Consider the following 16,560-nt stretch of genomic DNA (forward strand, 5'->3'; position numbering starts at 1 on the left):
GGGTTGCTGGGCGTACTGCCCACGTTAACGGTGGGACTGCACGGCCCTGCCAGACATTCCATCGCGCCACAGCCTGAAACACTTTTCTCGTTGGGCTAGATGCCGCCCCCGGCCAGCAATTGAGTCATCACCTCGGCCAAGGCCTTGACCATGATGTCAGCGGTCGGCCGGTGAACAATGACGATTTCATAGCTATCGATCTCCGGCAGCCCCTGCCCCTCGCCCAGCACCCGGTGCTCGCCTGTCGCCGCGCGCGGCGGGAGCAAACTGACGCCCATGCCATCGGCCACGGCCGCCTGGATGCCACTGAGGCTGGAACTGGTGAAGCTGATACGCCAGCGCCGGCCCATGCCCTCGATGGCATTGATCATGTCTTCGCGGTACAGGCCGCGTGGCGGAAAGGTCACCAGCGGAATCGGGTCCAGCTCGAACGCCGGCGCGCGGGCACTGTCGATCCACTGCAGGCGCTCTGGCCAGCATGCCACGCCCTCGCGGGTGTTGCGCCGCTGCTTGAGCAGCACCAGGTCGAGCTCACCGTTGTCGTAGGCCTGGCTGAGGTCGCGGCACAGGCCGCTGGTCACCTCCAGCTTTACCTGCGGGTGCAGGCGGCTGAACGCCGCCAGCGCATTGGTGGTCCTCCCGCCGACGAAGTCTTCCGGCACACCCAGGCGCACGGTGGTGCCGACCATGGCCCCGGCCAAGGCTTCGAGCATCTGGTCGTTCAACGCCAGCATATGCCGGGCATAGCCCAGCAGGGTCTGCCCGGCGTCGGTTGGCAGCACGTCGCGGTTGCCGCGTACCAGTAACCGATGGCCAACCATGTCCTCCAGGCGGCGAACCTTCTGGCTGATGGTCGACTGGGTGGAATGCAGGCGCGCGGCCGCGGTGGTGAAACTGCCGCAGTCGGCCACCACCACCGTGGCGCGCAACAGGTCAAGGTCGAACAGGGCCCTATTCGATTTCGCGCTATTGGACATCTTGGTATTCAACTAATGAATGACAAGACAGACTTCTATCACGCTATCCCAGGCCCTGCAACGCCCTGCTCAGTCGCCGAGGGCGACCCCTTCGCGCCGCGGATCGGCCCCTCCAACCCAGCCGTCAGCGGTGCGCTGGATGATCTGCATGCCGCTGGTCATGGTCATTGGCGTGACCTCGTGGCCCCAGGCCGCCAACTGGCGGACCAGTGCCGGGCTGGCCAGCCCTGCTTCCACTTCCGTGCCGGCATTGCGGCTGCCGAAATTGGGCAGGCCGGCAGCCTGCTGCGGGTCCAGTTGCCAATCCAGCAGGCCGAGCAGTGCCTTGTTCACGTAACCGATGATCTGTGAGCCCCCCGGCGAACCCAGGCTGGCCACCAGCTCCCCGCTAGCGCGGGAAAATACCAGGGTCGGCGCCATGGCCGACAGCGGCCGCTTGCCAGGTTGTACCCGGTTGGCCACAGGCCGGCCACGCTCCTGCGCGATGAACGAAAAGTCGGTCAGGGTGTTGTTGAGCAGGAAGCCTCTGACCATCACGTGCGCGCCGAACGCGGCCTCGACCGAGGTGGTCATGGCCAGGGCATGACCGCTGTCATCCACTGCGCTCAGGTGCGAGGTAGAAATGCGCAGGGGCGAACGGTCCGGCGCCAGGGCCAGGTCGACACCAGGCGGCTGGCCTGGGCGCGCACGCCTCATGCTGTGTGCCCCGATCAAGGCGGCGCGGCTGGCCAGGTAGGCCGGGTGGGTGAGGGCCTTGACCGGCACGGGCACATAATCGCTGTCTGCCAGGTACTGGGCGCGGTCGGCATAGGCCAGGCGCTCGGCCTCGGCGACCAGATGCACGGCCATTGGCGCTGCTTCAATGCCCGCCGGGGATGAAGTGGGCTGCGGCCGCAACCCAGCCAGGTCATGCGCAGGCACGGCCCGTTGAGCGGCTTCAAGGATGCCCAGGGTCTGCAACACCGTTACCCCGCCGGAAGACGGCGGCGGCACGCCGCAAATTTGCCAGGCCTTGTAGGGGCCGCATACCGGCTCGCGCTGCCTGGCCTGGTACTGCTGCAAGTCCTGCAGCGACAGGTAACCGGGATTGGCATGGCTGCGCACCTGGGCCACCATGGCCTGGGCAATCTCGCCGCTGTAGAACACATCGGCGCCGTGCGCAGCGATCAGCTCCAGGGTTTGGGCAAGCGCCGGGTTGCGCAGGGTAGCCCCCACTGGCAAGGGCCTGCCCTGTTCATCCAGAAAGTAACGCGCCATGGCCGGTGACTGGGCAATGAACGGGTCACCGGCTATCAACGTGTGCAAGCGCGGGGAAACCGCAAAGCCGCTGCGGGCCAACGCGATGGCCGGTGCAAACAGGTCGCGCCAGGGCAGCTTGCCATAGCGCTGGTGGGCCACCTGCAACGCCCGCAGCACACCCGGCACCCCCACCGAGCGGCCACCGATCTGCGCCTGGCGGAACGGCATCGGCTCACCATCGGCCTGCAGAAACAGTTGTTCCGTGACCCCCGCCGGGGCTGCCTCGCGGCCGTCGAATGCCTGCACGCGCTCGCCATCCCAATACAGGATGAAAGCCCCACCGCCAATGCCACTGGACTGCGGCTCGACCAGGGTCAGCACCATTTGCATGGCGATGGCAGCGTCGATGGCGCTGCCACCGGCCCGCAGTATCGCCCGCCCCGCTTCGCTGGCCAGCGGGTTGGCAGCGGCCACCATGTGCCGGCTGGCGTGCACCGGCTGCAGGCCGGTGCGGTACCCGGAAGCCAGTTCCGGTGCAACTGGCAGCACCTGCTCGGCCTTCGCCGCCCCGCTGGCAGCCAGCAGCCACAGGGCCACGAGCAGTGGCTTGGAAAATGTCATCGCGTGCTTCCTGCTTCACCCATTCAGCCCGCCACTGTGGGTCATGGCCAAACCCGAGTTCAAGCTTTTGCGCGATTTTCCTGGCTCCCGGCCTCGTCAGCGGGAGGCGGCAGCCTCAAACCACCTCTTCGAACGGCAGGCCCACATAGTTTTCGGCAATGTTCAGCAAACCTGCCGGCGAGGTCAGGAAGTACTCGCGATCAGCCTCTTGCATCTTCTGGTCCCAGGCGTCCTTGTGGCTGCCGAAGTCGTGCAGCAGTTGGGTCATGAACCAGCTGAAACGCTCGCCCTTCCATACCCGGCGCAGGGCCAGGGGCGAATACTGCTGCAACAGCTCGGTACGCCCCTCGCGGTACACCTTGAGCAAAATCCGGTACAGGTAGTTGACGTCCGAGGCTGCCAGGTTCAACCCCTTGGCCCCGGTTGGCGGCACGATATGCGCGGCATCGCCGACCAGGAACAGGTGGCCATACTGCATCGGTTCCACCACCAGGCTGCGCAGCGGCGCGATGCTCTTCTCCAGGGCCGGGCCTGTGACCAGGTCCGCTGCCACCTCGGCAGGCAAACGCGCTTTCAGTTCGGCCCAGAAGCGCTCGTCGGGCCACTCCTCGACACGGTCTTGCAGCGGCACTTGCAGGTAGTAGCGGCTGCGGGTTTGCGAACGTTGGCTGCACAGCGCGAAACCGCGGGCGTGGTGGGCATAGATCAGTTCATGGTTGACCGGCGGTGTATCCGCCAGCAGGCCCAGCCAGCCGAAGGGGTATACCCGTTCGTATTGTTTGAGCACACCCTCGGGAATGCTCTGCCGGGAAACCCCATGGAAGCCGTCACACCCAGCAATGTAATCGCAATCCAGGCGCTGGACCTGACCGTCTTTTTCAAAGGTCAGGTAGGGCTTCTCGCCCTTGAGCTCATGCGGCTGAACATTGCTGGCCGAATAGAAGATGGGGGCCCCGCTGGCTTCACGGGCCTGCATCAGGTCACGGGTAACTTCGGTCTGGCCATAGACCATCACCGTCTTGCCGCCGGTCAGGGCCTTGAGATCCAGGCGCTGGCGGCGCCCGCCAACCAGCAGCTCGACCCCTTCGTGCACCAGGCCTTCGCGGTCCATACGTTCGGCCACACCGGCCTCGCGCAGCAGGTCGACCGTGCCCTGCTCCAGCACCCCGGCGCGGATGCGGCCCAGCACGTACTCGGCGGTCTGGCGCTCGACGATCACCGTGTCGATACCGGCGTTATGCAGCAGTTGACCCAGCAGCAGGCCCGACGGGCCCGCGCCAATGATTGCAACCTGAGTTTTCATTGTTGTTGTCTCTGTTGGAACGATACCGGCCCTGCACTGGCGGTGGCGCGGCATCTGCTGTTAGGGTTTGCCTTTGCATTTTTACGGGCAAAAACCGCAACTGAGCTGTGCTATTCCATGCGAAACCTGCACTTTTACAAAAAACGTTCGATTAACGGACAGGCCAAAGCTGATGAAATCCACCCTCCCCGGCGTTCCGCTGTTCAAGTTGTATGGGGAAAACCAGGCCTGGCCTGGTACCGACCTGCTGCACTGTGAGCCGATCCCGGCACGCAGCCGCCTGCACCACTGGGAGATTAAGCCCCACCAACATGCCGAGCTGTTTCAATTGCTGTACGTGCAACGCGGGCAGGCCCAGGTGGAAATCGAGGGCACCCGCACTGCCATAAGCGACGCCGCGATCCAGGTGGTGCCCCCCCTGACCGTGCATGGCTTTCGCTTCAGTGCCGACATCCAGGGCCACGTGCTCACTTTTGGCGCCGCGCTGGTGGCCAACCTTGAGCAGCGCCTGGGCGCACCGCTGGCGGTGTTGTCCAAGCCGGTAAGCTACCCGCTGGGCCGGGATCGCGCGCACCTGCGCAGCCTGATCGAGACCTTGCAGCAGGAATACCAGGGCAACGCCCCATCGCGGGCCGCCATGCTGGAGGCGTTGGTGACCGCCCTGATGGTGTGGATCAGCCGCCGTCAGCAGCTTGGGCAGGCCCCGCGCACGCGCGATGAACGCGACCGCCAGTTGCTGGGGCAGTATTTGCGCCTGGTCGAAGCGCACTACCGCGAGCACTTGTCGATAGAGGCATTCGCCGCACGGCTGAATGTGCAGAGCCTGCAGTTGAACCAGCTGTGCCGGGCGCTGAGCGGGCAGACGGCGTTGCAAGTGGTGCACCAGCGCCTGTTGCTCGAGGCGCGGCGCAGCCTGGTTTACACACGCATGAGCATCGGCCAGTTGTCCGACAGCCTGGGGTTCAGCGACCCCACCTACTTTGCCCGCTGGTTCAAGCGCCTGAGTGGGCAAACGCCCAATGCGTATCGGCGGGCAGTGCAGCCTGAATGATCGGCCTGCCTGGCCCCAGGTCCGCAGGCCATGCCCACGCTCGCGCTTGCTTGACGTTTACGTCAAGCTGGCCTCAGGATACCCGGATACTTTCGCCCGAGCCCCAGCATGAGCACGCAGACCTACAGCATCTCCGACCTGTCCCGCGAACTGGACATCACCACCCGCGCCATCCGCTTCTACGAGGAACAGGGCCTGTTGAGCCCGGAGCGCCGGGGCCTGGAACGTATCTATTCGGCGCGCGACAAGGTCAGCCTGAAGCTCATATTGCGTGGCAAGCGTATCGGCTTTTCCCTGGCCGAGTGCCGCGAGCTGATCGAGCTGTACGACCCCACCAGCGGCAACCTCAAACAGCTCAACAGCATGCTGGCGAAAATCGCCGAACGCCGCGCGCAGCTGGAGCAGCAACTGCTCGACATTCACCAGATGCAACTGGAGCTGGACACGGCCCAGGAACGCTGCGAGCAAGCACTGGCCGCCACCCTCAACAACACAGACAACCGCTGAACGTCACAGGAAAACCACCATGTCCCTGCCCAACCACGTGCGCCTGGTCGAAGTCGGCCCCCGCGACGGCCTGCAGAACGAAGCCCAACCCATCAGCGTCAGCGCCAAGGTGCGCCTGGTAGACGACCTCACCGAAGCGGGCCTGGCCTACATTGAAGTGGGCAGTTTCGTGTCGCCCAAGTGGGTCCCGCAAATGGCCGGCTCGGCCGAAGTGTTTGCCGGCATCCAGCAGCGCCCAGGTGTTACCTATGCAGCGCTGGCACCGAACCTGCGCGGTTTTGAAGACGCACTGGCCGCAGGGGTAAAGGAAGTGGCAGTGTTCGCCGCGGCCACCGAAGCGTTCTCGCAGCGCAACATCAACTGCTCGGTCAGCGACAGCCTCAAGCGCTTCGAACCGATCATGGCAGCTGCCCGCAGCCACGGTGTGCGGGTGCGTGGCTATGTGTCGTGCGTGCTGGGCTGCCCCTACGAGGGCAAGGTCAGCGCCGAGCAGGTGGCACCGATTGCCCGCGAGCTGCGCGACATGGGCTGCTACGAGGTATCGCTGGGCGACACCATCGGCACTGGCACCGCCGGCGACACCCGGCGCCTGTTCGAGGTGGTGTCGGCGCAGGTGCCACGCGAGCAACTGGCCGGGCACTTCCATGACACGTATGGCCAGGCCCTGGCCAATGTCTACGCCAGCCTGCTCGAAGGCATCAATGTGTTCGACAGCTCGGTCGCCGGCCTGGGCGGTTGCCCGTATGCCAAGGGCGCCACCGGCAATATCGCCAGCGAGGATGTGCTTTACCTGTTGCAGGGGCTCGGCATCGAAACCGGCATCGACCTGGACCGGCTGATTGCCGCTGGGCAGCGCATCAGCCAGGTACTGGGCCGCAGCAACGGTTCACGGGTGGCGCGGGCGCGCATGGCGCAGTAGGTCATGAAGGTGTCACAGAGGTGTGGGTGAGTGTTACCGCCCCCCATTCCACAGCGAAAAATCGGGTAACAGGGAAACAAATCGACAAAAATTCGGGCCCTGCATTTTTTTCAAAATCCGCTAAATGCTTGATTTTAAAAGATATTCAAAAGTTGGCACGCTGCCTGCTATATCTTTCGTACAACAACAAAAAAAATGCGACACCCAATAAAAACAACAGATAACGGCTCTGACATAACAAGAACAACACGGCAGAGGCGCAGCAAGCAGATTTTTTTGGAGTAGGCAGTCTTTTCAGGGGCCCGCCCCGCGGTCTGGCACAGAACAACAAAACTACCTCGAGGTAGCAGCAGCCAGGTTCGGATCAGCAATGATGAAAGCAGGTCAGCGCTCAAAAAAATACGTTTGCTCTTGACCCCGCATGGGGGTCGCCCGCAACACCAGGACACGCCGACAAAAACAACAACAGGCCAGTCCCAATAATAAAAAAAGAGCAGGCAACAACGCTTTGAGGGGAGCTTCGGCTCCCCTCAGTGCTTCCTGCCCTCTTCCTCCTTCTGTTTATCCTCGTTTTCCCCCTCGAACTTGTCCACCAGCACCGGCATCGTGGCCAGCACCAGCAGGGCCAGCACCGTGCTGATCAGCGCTGTGGCTTCGCGGCCCATGCCAGCGGCCGTACCAATGGCAGCGGTCATCCACAAACCTGCGGCCGTGGTCAGCCCCTTCACATGGCTGGTGTCCTTGCCGTTGCCTTTGAGGATGGTGCCCGCACCCAGAAAGCCGATACCGGCGACGATACCCTGTATCACCCGGCTCAGGGCTTGTGCATCGGCCCCGGCCATGCTCGGTGCCAGCACGAAAAGCGCGGCCCCCAGCGACACCAGCATGTGCGTGCGTACGCCCGCCGACTTGCCCCTGTGTTCGCGCTCGAACCCCAGTACTGCACCAAGCACCGCTGCCATCAACAGCCGTAAAAGAATGCGCGTGACCTCACTCGCGTCGGTCACATCGGCGAATTCTGCCTGTATTACCTGCCAGATCAGCTCCATTGCCTGGTTCCCATGCTGAGCATTGTGCTACCTGCCCGGCAGTGCGCAGGGTGTGCCTGCAAGCAGCCGGGCTTGCTGTGTATAGACACTGACCGCCAGCCGCCGTGCAAAGTGCCACTCAGCCCGCCGATGCAACGACCCCGCCCCCCTCGCGGTCCACCCTGTAACCCACCCAGGAGGCCTGACCATGCCCGTTGAAATCGATGAAGCCACCCGCCGTTGCACCTTGACGGGTGAAAACCTGCGTATCGAGTGTGCTGGCCCGGATATCGAAATCATTACCGACGAACAGTTGCGCATGTCGGTGGCACTGCACGACGACAAACGCGTGCCCATCACCGAAGCCGAGGCCGACGCCTTGACGGTAGCAGGTGCGGTGGATAGCCGCAGGCACCTCAAGGCCAGTGCTCCAGGCTCGGTCATCTAGGGGCCGGCGACGCCTGCGCAGTATCTGATATGGTTTTTGGCGCAAAATCTGAACCTGTGCTGCTAACAGTTTCGGCGCCATAGTGCTCATGCCTGATCGAGGCCTGATGAGCACCCGCCCATGACTGACAGAATTCTTTGCACAGAGATCGACACCCCCGCAACCAGCGTCAAAACGCGCCGCACCGACAGCGGCATTTACACCCGCAGCTTCACCGGGCTGTACCGTAACCTGCGCGTGGGTTTCGCTGGCGCGCTTTTCTTGCTGTTCTTCGGCACCGCCTGGCTCGACTGGAACGGCCGCCAGGCCGTGCTGTGGGACCTGGCCAACAGCAAGTTCCACATCTTTGGCGCGACCTTCTGGCCCCAGGATTTCATTCTGCTGTCGGCGCTGCTGATCATCTGTGCCTTCGGCCTGTTCGCCGCGACCGTTTACGCCGGCCGGGTGTGGTGTGGCTACAGCTGCCCGCAAAGTACCTGGACGTGGCTGTTCATGTGGTGCGAAAAAGTCACCGAGGGCGACCGCAATAAGCGCATCAGGCTGGCCGCCGCCCCCTGGGGCCTGAACAAACTGGCCCGGCGCACGGCCAAGCACTGCCTGTGGCTGGCCATTGGCGTGGCCACAGGGCTGACCTTCGTGGGCTATTTCACCCCGATCCGCCCGCTGGCTGCAGAACTGCTGACCTTGCAATTGGGCGGCGTAGCGTTGTTCTGGGTACTGTTCTTCACCGCGGCCACCTACATCAATGCCGGCCTGCTGCGCGAGGCAGTGTGCCTGCACATGTGCCCGTATGCTCGGTTCCAGAGCGTGATGTTCGACAAGGACACCCTGGCAGTTGCCTATGACCCACGCCGTGGCGAGGCTCGTGGCCCGCGCAGAAAAGGCAGCGATGCTCGCGCCCAAGGCTTGGGCGACTGCATCGACTGTACCCTGTGTGTGCAGGTCTGCCCCACCGGTATCGATATCCGCGACGGTTTGCAGATGGCCTGCATCGGTTGCGCGGCGTGCATCGATGCCTGCGACGGGGTCATGGACAAAATGGGCTATGCCCGCGGGCTGATCGGCTACAAGTCCGAACACAGCCTGCAAGGCGGCTCCACCCACTGGCTGCGGCCACGCCTGCTGGGCTATGCCACTGCGCTGGTGGTCATGCTGGCAGCGCTGGTGCTGGCCTTGCAGCTGCGCCCGATGGTGTCGCTGGATGTGATCAAGGACCGCGGCCTGTTCCGCGAAAACGCCCAGGGCCAGATCGAGAACATCTACCTGCTCAAGGTCATCAACAAGACCGAGCGCACCCAACACTACCTGCTGCGCCTGCAGGATGCCGATGGCTTCACCTTGCAGGGCGACACCGCACTGGTCATCCCCGCAGGCGAAATGAGCGAACTGCCGGTGTCGGTGGCAATGCTCGCCGAGCGGCCGACCAGCAGTTCGCAGACACTCAGTTTTGTCATCAGCGAACGTGACGACCCCGCCATACGCAGCGTGGCCCACAGCCGCTTCGTCGCACCCATGAACCGCTGATCCCTTACACTCCAACCACCTTGCCTGCCAGGCTTCGACAGAAGGCCAGAATGAAACGCTACGAACGCTTCGCCGACGATATTGCCGAACTGATCCGCTCCGGGGTGCTGGGCCCCGGCCAGCGGGTGCCCTCGGTGCGCTACGCCAGCCAGACGCACGGGGTCAGCCCGTCCACGGTGTTCCAGGCCTATTACCTGCTGGAACGGCGCGGGCTGATCCGCGCCAGGCCACGCTCGGGGTACTTCGTCAACGCCCACGCGCCGCGCCAGTTCTGCGAGCCGCAGCCGCTGCAGCCGGTCAGCGAGTCCACCGATGTCGACGTCAGTGCCCTGGTGTTCTCCATCCTCGACTCGATCAAGGACCCCAACACCGTGGCGTTCGGCTCCGCCTTCCCCAGCCCCGAGCTGTTCCCGCTGCAACGCCTGTCACGCTCGCTGGCCAGCGCCAGCCGCAGCATGGACCCGCGCATGGTGGTGACCGACCTGTCACCCGGCAACCCGCAGCTGCGCCGCCAGATCGCGCTGCGCTACATGGTTGGCGGGCTGATGCTGCCCATGGAGGAACTGCTGATCACCAACGGCGCCCTGGAGGCGTTGAACCTGTGCCTGCAGGCGGTCACCCAGCCGGGCGACCTGGTCGCCATCGAAGCGCCCGCGTTCTATGCCTGCCTGCAGGTGCTGGAGCGGCTCAAGCTCAAGGCAGTGGAAATCCCGGTGCACCCGCGCCAGGGCATGGACCTGGAGGTGCTTGCGCAAACCCTGGACAAGCACCCGGTCAAAGCCGTGTGGTGCATGACCAACTTCCAGAACCCGGTCGGCGCCAGCATGCCAGAGGCGAACAAGCAGGCACTGGTACAACTGCTGGCACGGCACCAGGTGCCCCTAATCGAGGACGACGTTTACGCCGAGCTGTACTACGCGCAGCAGGCGCCCAAGCCGGCCAAGGCGTTCGATACCCAGGGGCTGGTGATGCACTGCGGCTCGTTCGCCAAGAGCCTGGCCCCTGGCTACCGCATTGGCTGGGTCGCGGCCGGGCGTTACGCGCAGAAAATCGAGCGGCTGAAGCTGATGACGTCCCTGTGTGCCTCGATGCCTGCCCAGGCCGCCATCGCCGATTATCTGCAGCACGGCGGCTACGACCGCCACCTGCGCAAACTGCGCTACGCACTGGAAGGCCAACAGGCCAACATGCTCGCCGCTATCGCCCGGTACTTCCCGGCCCAGACGCGGGTCAGCCAGCCCTCGGGGGGTTATTTCCTGTGGCTGGAGCTGCCCGAGCAAATGGACGCCCTCAAACTGTTCCACATGGCCCTGGCTCAAGGCATCAGCATCGCCCCCGGGCCGATCTTTTCACCCACCCGACGCTTCGGCAACTGCATTCGCCTTAACTACGGCAGCCCCTGGAACGCCGCCGCCGAACAAGCCATGGAAACCCTGGGGCGGATCATTCGGTCATTTTGAAGGCAAATGGCAATCAGGGTAACTATAGTAGTGCGATCCATCACCGAGGGCGCTCAGCATGGTTCAGGACGATGCCGCTTCTCGCACGCAGGCACTTCACGACAAGGTGCTCGAACTGGAGGCCCAGGTTGCTGAGCTGCGCCTGAAAGCGGCCTGCCAGGACGTCTTGCTCCAGCACATGGAAGAGGGGTTTTGTGTACTGGAGCTGCTGGAGGACGATAACGGGCAGGTCCATGACTACCGCTACATCCTCAGCAATGAGGCCTGCCTTCGTCACACTGCCCATGCCAAGCAGATGGGCCAGACCGCCCGTGAACTGATCCCGAACGAAGTCGATACCTGGCTGCCCCGCTTCGCCGAAGTGGCGCGCAGCGGCCGTGCGTTGCAGTTCGAAGAACGGCTGGCCGCGACCGATCGCTGGTTGAGCCTGTCGGTGCACCGGCTGGAGCCTGCCAGCGATAAACGGGTGGCCGTGATCTTTACCGGCATGCCAGCCGCGCAAGTCAGCGTGCACCGGCTGCAGGCAATCAATCAGCAACTGGCCGAACGTGTCGACCAGGCAGACGCAAACAACAAGCTGCTGGGGGAATTGGTCGACCACAGCCTGGCCAATGTATTTGCTGCCGACTGCAACCTCAGGCTGCTGGCCATCAATCGCACAGCGCAGGAAACGTTCCTGCGCCTGCGCGGGTTCGTCCCCCAGGTCGGCGACCACATTCCGCAGTTGCTGGCGCGCCAGCCCGATATCATGAGCCAGCTGGCACCGGTCTGGCCGCGCATAATGGCGGGCGAGGCCTTCGTCGACAACATTGCCGTGGGGCCGCCTGAAGCACTGCGGCACTACGAAATCCGCTACAACCCGTTGCGTGATAACCGCTTGATGATTCAGGGTGGCTACCTGTTCGCCTACGACATCACCGAGCGCGTAAACGAACAGCAGCGCCTGCGCAAGATTGAAAGTGCCCTGGTCCAGTCGCAGAAGATGGAAGCAGTCGGTCAGTTGACCGGCGGTATTGCCCACGACTTCAACAATTTCCTGGGCAGCATCCTGGCTGCCCTGGAAAGCGCCATTCAACGCCAGGATGAACAGCGCTACCCCGAAGCCGCGCGGTTGCTTGGCGCGGCCCGCCAGGACGCCCAACGGGCCGCGGCGGTGGTACAGCGGCTATTGGCATTTGCCCGCCAACAGGTACTGACGCCCCAAGCGGTGGATGTGCATCAGTTGCTGGCTGGCATGCGCGAACTGATCATCAACTCGCTGCATGCGGGCATTCATTTCAACGACCAGACCCAGCCGGGTGCGTGGCCGGTTCGCGTCGACCTCTCGCAGCTGGAGAGCTCCTTGCTCAACCTGTGCATCAATGCCCGCGATGCCATGCCCTCAGGCGGCACGCTGTGCATTGGCAGTGCCAACCAGACACTGACCCACGAGCAGGCCCTCAGCCTTGACCTGCCGTGTGGCGACTATGTACGGATCAGCGTCAGCGACTCGGGTATCGGCATGCCAGCCAACGTGATGCAGCGGGCATCGGAACCGTTCTTCACCACCAAGCCGCTTGGCCAGGGTTCTGGGCTGGGGCTGTCAATTGTCTACGGCTTCATCCGGCAATCCAGGGGCCAGCTGCAAATCGACAGTGTGCCGGGTAAAGGAACCTGCATCGATATCTACCTGCCCAGGGACGACACCCAGGTGGCGGCCCCGCCGGCGTTGCACCAACCCCCACCGCCCATGCCTGCCAGAACGGCCAACCTGATCATGCTGGTGGAGAACCAGGAAACCATGCGCCTGGTCATCAGCGAAATTCTGCAGGAGCAAGGCCACGACGTGCATGCATTCGTCGATGGTCAACACGCCGTGGCCGCACTGCAGGGCGGCCTGGAGCCGGACTTGTTGATCACCGATATCGGCCTGCCTGGGGGGCTGGATGGTCAGCCACTGGGCAACGGCCTGCCGGAAACCACGCCGGTGGTGTTCATCACCGGCTATACCAGCGAGCAACCGGAGCTGCCCACAGCACGTCGTTTCGCGGTCCTGCACAAGCCCTTCGAGCTGGCACAGCTCAGCGACCTGGTGGCGCGGATGCTGGCCGGCACGCCGTTGTCACGCTGAGCGGCACGGCTCAGCGCCCGCCGCCCAGGTCGATGAACCTGCCGGTGGCATAAGAGGGAGGCGCAAGTGGCAGCCGCCACCGCGTGCCAACCTGCACAACGGCATCAATGCCCCGCCGACGCCGGCCCCGCCTTGGCGGTGAACGGTGGCTTGGCGAACCACACCAACAGGATCAACCCGGCGAACACCCAGGTCATCAGGGTGAAGTAGTCCACCGTGGACATCATGTAGGCCTGCCCGTTGAGTATCTGCTCAAGCTGCGCATAACTCTGCGGGTTGGCCCCACCCAGCTGTTCGAGGGTATGCCGCGTGGTCGGGTCGAACTGGCTGATGTTCTCGCTCAGGTAAGCATGATGCTGGTCCGCCCGGCGAATCCAGATCCAGGTGGTCAACGACGCCGCAAAGCTGCCGCCCAAAGTCCGCAGGAAGGTGGCCAGCCCCGAGCCGTCGGCGATCTGCTGCGGCGGCAGGTCGGACAGCAGGATGCTCAAGGTCGGCATGAAGAACAACGCGACCCCGATCCCCATGAACAACTGCACCAGTGCCACATGCTGGAAATCCACCTCGCTGGTGAACCCGGCGCGCATATAGCAGCTGCCCCCGATTGCCAGGAACGCCAGCCCCGCCAGCACGCGCAGGTCGAAGCGGTGCGCGTACTTGCCCACGAACGGTGACATGATCACCGGCAGCAAGCCGATCGGCGCCACCGCAAGGCCCGCCCAGGTGGCGGTGTAGCCCATTTGCGTCTGCAACCACTGCGGCAGGATCAGGTTGATACCGAAGAACCCGGCATACCCCCCGACCAGCACCAGCGTGCCTACGCGAAAATTGCGGTGCACGAACAGCCGCAGGTTCACCACCGGGTGGCGGTCGGTCAGCTCCCAGATCACGAACACCGCCAGGAACACCACCGATATCAGGCTACCGGCGATGATGAACGACGACTCGAACCAGTCCAGGTCGTTACCCTTGTCCAGCACCACCTGCAACGCACCCACGCCAATGATCAGTGTCAGCAGGCCGATGTAGTCCATCGGCTGGCGGCTGGTCACCACCGGCCGGGTGCGCATTTGCTGGCGCACTACTGCAGCAGCGAACAGGCCGATCGGCACGTTGATGAAGAAGATCCATGGCCAGCTGTAGCTGTCGGTGATCCAGCCACCCAAAATCGGCCCGGCAATCGGCGCCACCACCGTGACCATCGCCAGCAGCGCCAGGGCCATCCCCCGTTTCGCCGGCGGGTAGACGGCAATCAGCAGGGTCTGGGTCATGGGATACAGCGGCCCGGCCACCACGCCCTGCAGCACGCGGAAGCCGACCAGCTCCGGCATGGACTGGGCGATACCACACAGGAACGAGGCCAGCACGAACAGCAACGTGGCCCAGATGAAGAGCTTCACCTCACCAAAACGCCGGCTCAGCCAGCCGGTGAGCGGCAAGGCAATGGCATTGCTCACCGCGAATGACGTGATGACCCAGGTGCCCTGCTCGTAGCTGACGCCCAGGTTGCCGGAAATGGTCGGCAAGGCCACGTTGGCAATGGTGGTGTCGAGCACCTGCATGAACGTGGCCAGCGACAGGCCGATGGTGGTCAGCAGCAGGCTCGGCGGGGTGAACTGCGCTGCGGCGTTATCGCTCATCGCTGCGCCGTCTTGCCAGGGGCGCTGTTTTCGTGGATCAGCTTGGCAATCAGGGTATCGGCTTCGCCCAGCTGGCGGTCATAAACCTCAGTGGTATAGCTGGCCTTCTGCGGCGGTTGCTGGGCAAGGGTCGGGCCGCTCTGGTCGTGCAGGTTGACCTCGACCACGGTGGACAGACCGATACGCAGCGGGTGGTCCTTGAGTTGCTCGGGGTTCAGGTGAATACGCACGGGCACCCGCTGCACGATCTTGATCCAGTTGCCCGTGGCGTTCTGCGCCGGTAGCAGGGCGAAGGCGCTGCCGGTGCCTGCGCCGAGGCTGTCGACGGTACCGCTGTACGTCACTGCGCTGCCGTAAAGGTCAGCACTGATCTCTACCGGCTGGCCAATCCGCATGTCGCGCAACTGGGTTTCCTTGAAGTTGGCGTCGATCCATACCTGGTCCAGCGGGATCACCGCCATGGTCGCGGTGCCCGGCTGCAGGCGCTGACCCAGCTGCACGGTCCGCTTGGCAACATACCCGGTGACCGGCGCCCCCAAGGTAGTGCGCGCGTGGTCGAGGTAAGCCTGGCGCAGGTCGGCCGCAGCCGCCATGACCTCGGGGTGCGACGACACCACGGTGTCGTCGACCAGGGCACTGCTGGTGCTCAGTTGCTGGCGGGCGCTATTGACCGCGGCCTGGGCCACGCTCAGGTCATCGCGGGCGTGGGACAGCTCCTCGGCAGCGATGGCACCGCTGTCGGCCAGCACCTTGCGCCGGTTGAAGTCCTGCTGTGCCTTGCGCAGTTCGGCCTGGCGGGTCGCCAGCTGGGCCTTGAGCGAGTCGACATTGCTGTACAGCCCGCGCACCTGGCGCACGGTGCGCGCCAGGTTGGCTTCGGCCGACTGCAGGGCCACCTGGCTGTCGGCCGGGTCGAACTGCAGCAGCACCTGGCCGGCATGCACCAGGTCGCCGTCATCGGCGCCAATGCTGGTCACAGTGCCGGTGATCAAGGGGGTGATCTCCACCACGTTGCCGTTGACGTAGGCGTCGTCGGTGCTTTCATACCAGCGGCCGACTAGGCTGTACCAGGCCCAGGTGCCGATGCCGGCAAGCACCAGCAGCAACAGCAGGCCAAGCAGCCAGGCCTTGCGCTTGCGCGACGGCTCGGGCGCTGCGGAGGGTGTCGGGGTGTCTGTGGAAGTGGCCATGACAATACCTTGAAAATTCGTGACAGGGTTCAACGGTCGCCGAAGCGGCGCACCGTCAAGGGGTCGCCGGCATTGAGCAGGACCTTGGCCAACAGGCCTTCCAGGGTCTGCAACTCTTCTGGGGCCAGCACGCCGCACAGTTCGTTCATGGCGGCAGCGCCGATTTCCGGCAGGCGGTCGGCCAGGCGCTGGCCATCGGCCGTCAGCGCCAGGCGCACCTGGCGCCGGTCGTCGGCGCAGCGGTTACGCACGATCAGCTCCTTCTGCTCGAGGCGGTCGAGCATGCGGGTCATCGAACCGCTGTCCAGCCCGAGGTAGCGACACAGTTCGGCCGGCGTATCCACCTGGTACTGGGTGACGATGATCAACACCTTGAACTGGGCGGCGGTGACGCCCTCCGACTCCAGGTGCCAGTCGAGGATGCGGTCCTTGAGGATCGCCGCGCGCCCCAGCAGCATGCCAATGGCGCAGCTCTGGAAGTTTTCGGGGGAAAAATGGGCCATCGATAACCGCTCGGGGAGTTGTGTGAAAATATTACTGCCT

Annotated in this window: 14 protein-coding genes; 7 read left to right on the forward strand and 7 right to left on the reverse strand. The window is 64.0% G+C overall.

The annotated features are described in order from the left end of the window. Positions 1–95: 95 nt before the first annotated feature. The 3 genes from APH30_RS12315 to pobA form a co-directional block, all read right to left on the reverse strand. Positions 96–977 (reverse strand): LysR substrate-binding domain-containing protein, encoded by an 882-nt coding sequence (locus APH30_RS12315; RefSeq protein WP_009686685.1) that lies wholly within the window; start codon positions 975–977, stop codon positions 96–98. 69 nt (positions 978–1,046) lie between these two features. Then, the gene (gene ggt, locus APH30_RS12320; protein ID WP_054912692.1) at positions 1,047–2,837 is read right to left on the reverse strand and encodes a gamma-glutamyltransferase; all 1,791 of its coding nucleotides are present in this window, start codon (positions 2,835–2,837) and stop codon (positions 1,047–1,049) included. Positions 2,838–2,952: 115 nt separating this feature from the next. Next, entirely contained in the window at positions 2,953–4,140 is a 1,188-nt protein-coding gene (gene pobA, locus APH30_RS12325; protein WP_054912693.1) for a 4-hydroxybenzoate 3-monooxygenase, read from the reverse strand. Between the two features lie 172 nt (positions 4,141–4,312). Here pobA and APH30_RS12330 point away from each other — a divergent pair, with 172 nt between their 5' ends. The 3 genes from APH30_RS12330 (at position 4,313) to APH30_RS12340 (ending at position 6,617) form a co-directional block, all read left to right on the forward strand. Next, the gene (locus APH30_RS12330; protein ID WP_054912694.1) at positions 4,313–5,191 is read left to right on the forward strand and encodes a helix-turn-helix domain-containing protein; all 879 of its coding nucleotides are present in this window, start codon (positions 4,313–4,315) and stop codon (positions 5,189–5,191) included. 108 nt (positions 5,192–5,299) lie between these two features. Beyond that, the gene (locus tag APH30_RS12335; protein WP_009686680.1) at positions 5,300–5,698 is read left to right on the forward strand and encodes a MerR family DNA-binding transcriptional regulator; all 399 of its coding nucleotides are present in this window, start codon (positions 5,300–5,302) and stop codon (positions 5,696–5,698) included. Positions 5,699–5,717: 19 nt separating this feature from the next. Further along, on the forward strand, positions 5,718–6,617 hold the full coding sequence (locus APH30_RS12340; protein WP_029886492.1) for a hydroxymethylglutaryl-CoA lyase: 900 nt from the start codon (positions 5,718–5,720) through the stop codon (positions 6,615–6,617). Positions 6,618–7,147: 530 nt separating this feature from the next. Here the strand turns inward: APH30_RS12340 and APH30_RS12345 are convergent. Then, positions 7,148–7,666, reverse strand: a complete 519-nt coding sequence (locus tag APH30_RS12345) for an MgtC/SapB family protein (protein ID WP_009686678.1) — start codon at positions 7,664–7,666, stop codon at positions 7,148–7,150. A gap of 187 nt (positions 7,667–7,853) precedes the next feature. Here APH30_RS12345 and APH30_RS12350 point away from each other — a divergent pair, with 187 nt between their 5' ends. From APH30_RS12350 to APH30_RS12365, 4 genes are all read left to right on the forward strand, one after another. Beyond that, entirely contained in the window at positions 7,854–8,093 is a 240-nt protein-coding gene (locus tag APH30_RS12350; protein ID WP_009686677.1) for a DUF3203 family protein, read from the forward strand. A 120-nt stretch (positions 8,094–8,213) separates the two neighbouring features. Then, positions 8,214–9,617 (forward strand): cytochrome c oxidase accessory protein CcoG, encoded by a 1,404-nt coding sequence (gene ccoG, locus APH30_RS12355; protein ID WP_054912695.1) that lies wholly within the window; start codon positions 8,214–8,216, stop codon positions 9,615–9,617. A 50-nt stretch (positions 9,618–9,667) separates the two neighbouring features. Continuing rightward, entirely contained in the window at positions 9,668–11,077 is a 1,410-nt protein-coding gene (gene mapR, locus APH30_RS12360) for a GntR family transcriptional regulator MpaR (RefSeq protein ID WP_054912696.1), read from the forward strand. Between the two features lie 487 nt (positions 11,078–11,564). After that, positions 11,565–13,187: a PAS domain-containing sensor histidine kinase gene (locus APH30_RS12365; RefSeq protein ID WP_054912698.1), complete on the forward strand. Its 1,623-nt coding sequence runs from the start codon at positions 11,565–11,567 to the stop codon at positions 13,185–13,187. Positions 13,188–13,291: 104 nt separating this feature from the next. Here the strand turns inward: APH30_RS12365 and APH30_RS12370 are convergent, their stop codons facing one another. Genes APH30_RS12370 through APH30_RS12380 form a run of 3 tightly spaced genes read right to left on the reverse strand, consistent with a single transcriptional unit; the run spans position 13,292 to position 16,520 of the window. Continuing rightward, positions 13,292–14,827 (reverse strand): DHA2 family efflux MFS transporter permease subunit, encoded by a 1,536-nt coding sequence (locus tag APH30_RS12370; protein ID WP_009686671.1) that lies wholly within the window; start codon positions 14,825–14,827, stop codon positions 13,292–13,294. Further along, positions 14,824–16,017 carry an efflux RND transporter periplasmic adaptor subunit gene (locus APH30_RS12375; protein WP_054912697.1) on the reverse strand — a complete coding sequence of 398 codons (1,194 nt, stop codon included), beginning with the start codon at positions 16,015–16,017 and terminating at the stop codon, positions 14,824–14,826. Before APH30_RS12375 ends, APH30_RS12370 begins: the two co-directional genes overlap by 4 nt. A gap of 29 nt (positions 16,018–16,046) precedes the next feature. Further along, a complete protein-coding gene (locus APH30_RS12380; RefSeq protein ID WP_009686669.1) occupies positions 16,047–16,520 on the reverse strand; it encodes a MarR family winged helix-turn-helix transcriptional regulator in 474 nt (157 codons plus the stop codon). Positions 16,521–16,560 lie beyond the last annotated feature (40 nt).

It is taken from the genome of Pseudomonas sp. NBRC 111127 (genome assembly GCF_001320345.1).
Classification (GTDB): domain Bacteria; phylum Pseudomonadota; class Gammaproteobacteria; order Pseudomonadales; family Pseudomonadaceae; genus Aquipseudomonas; species Aquipseudomonas juntendi.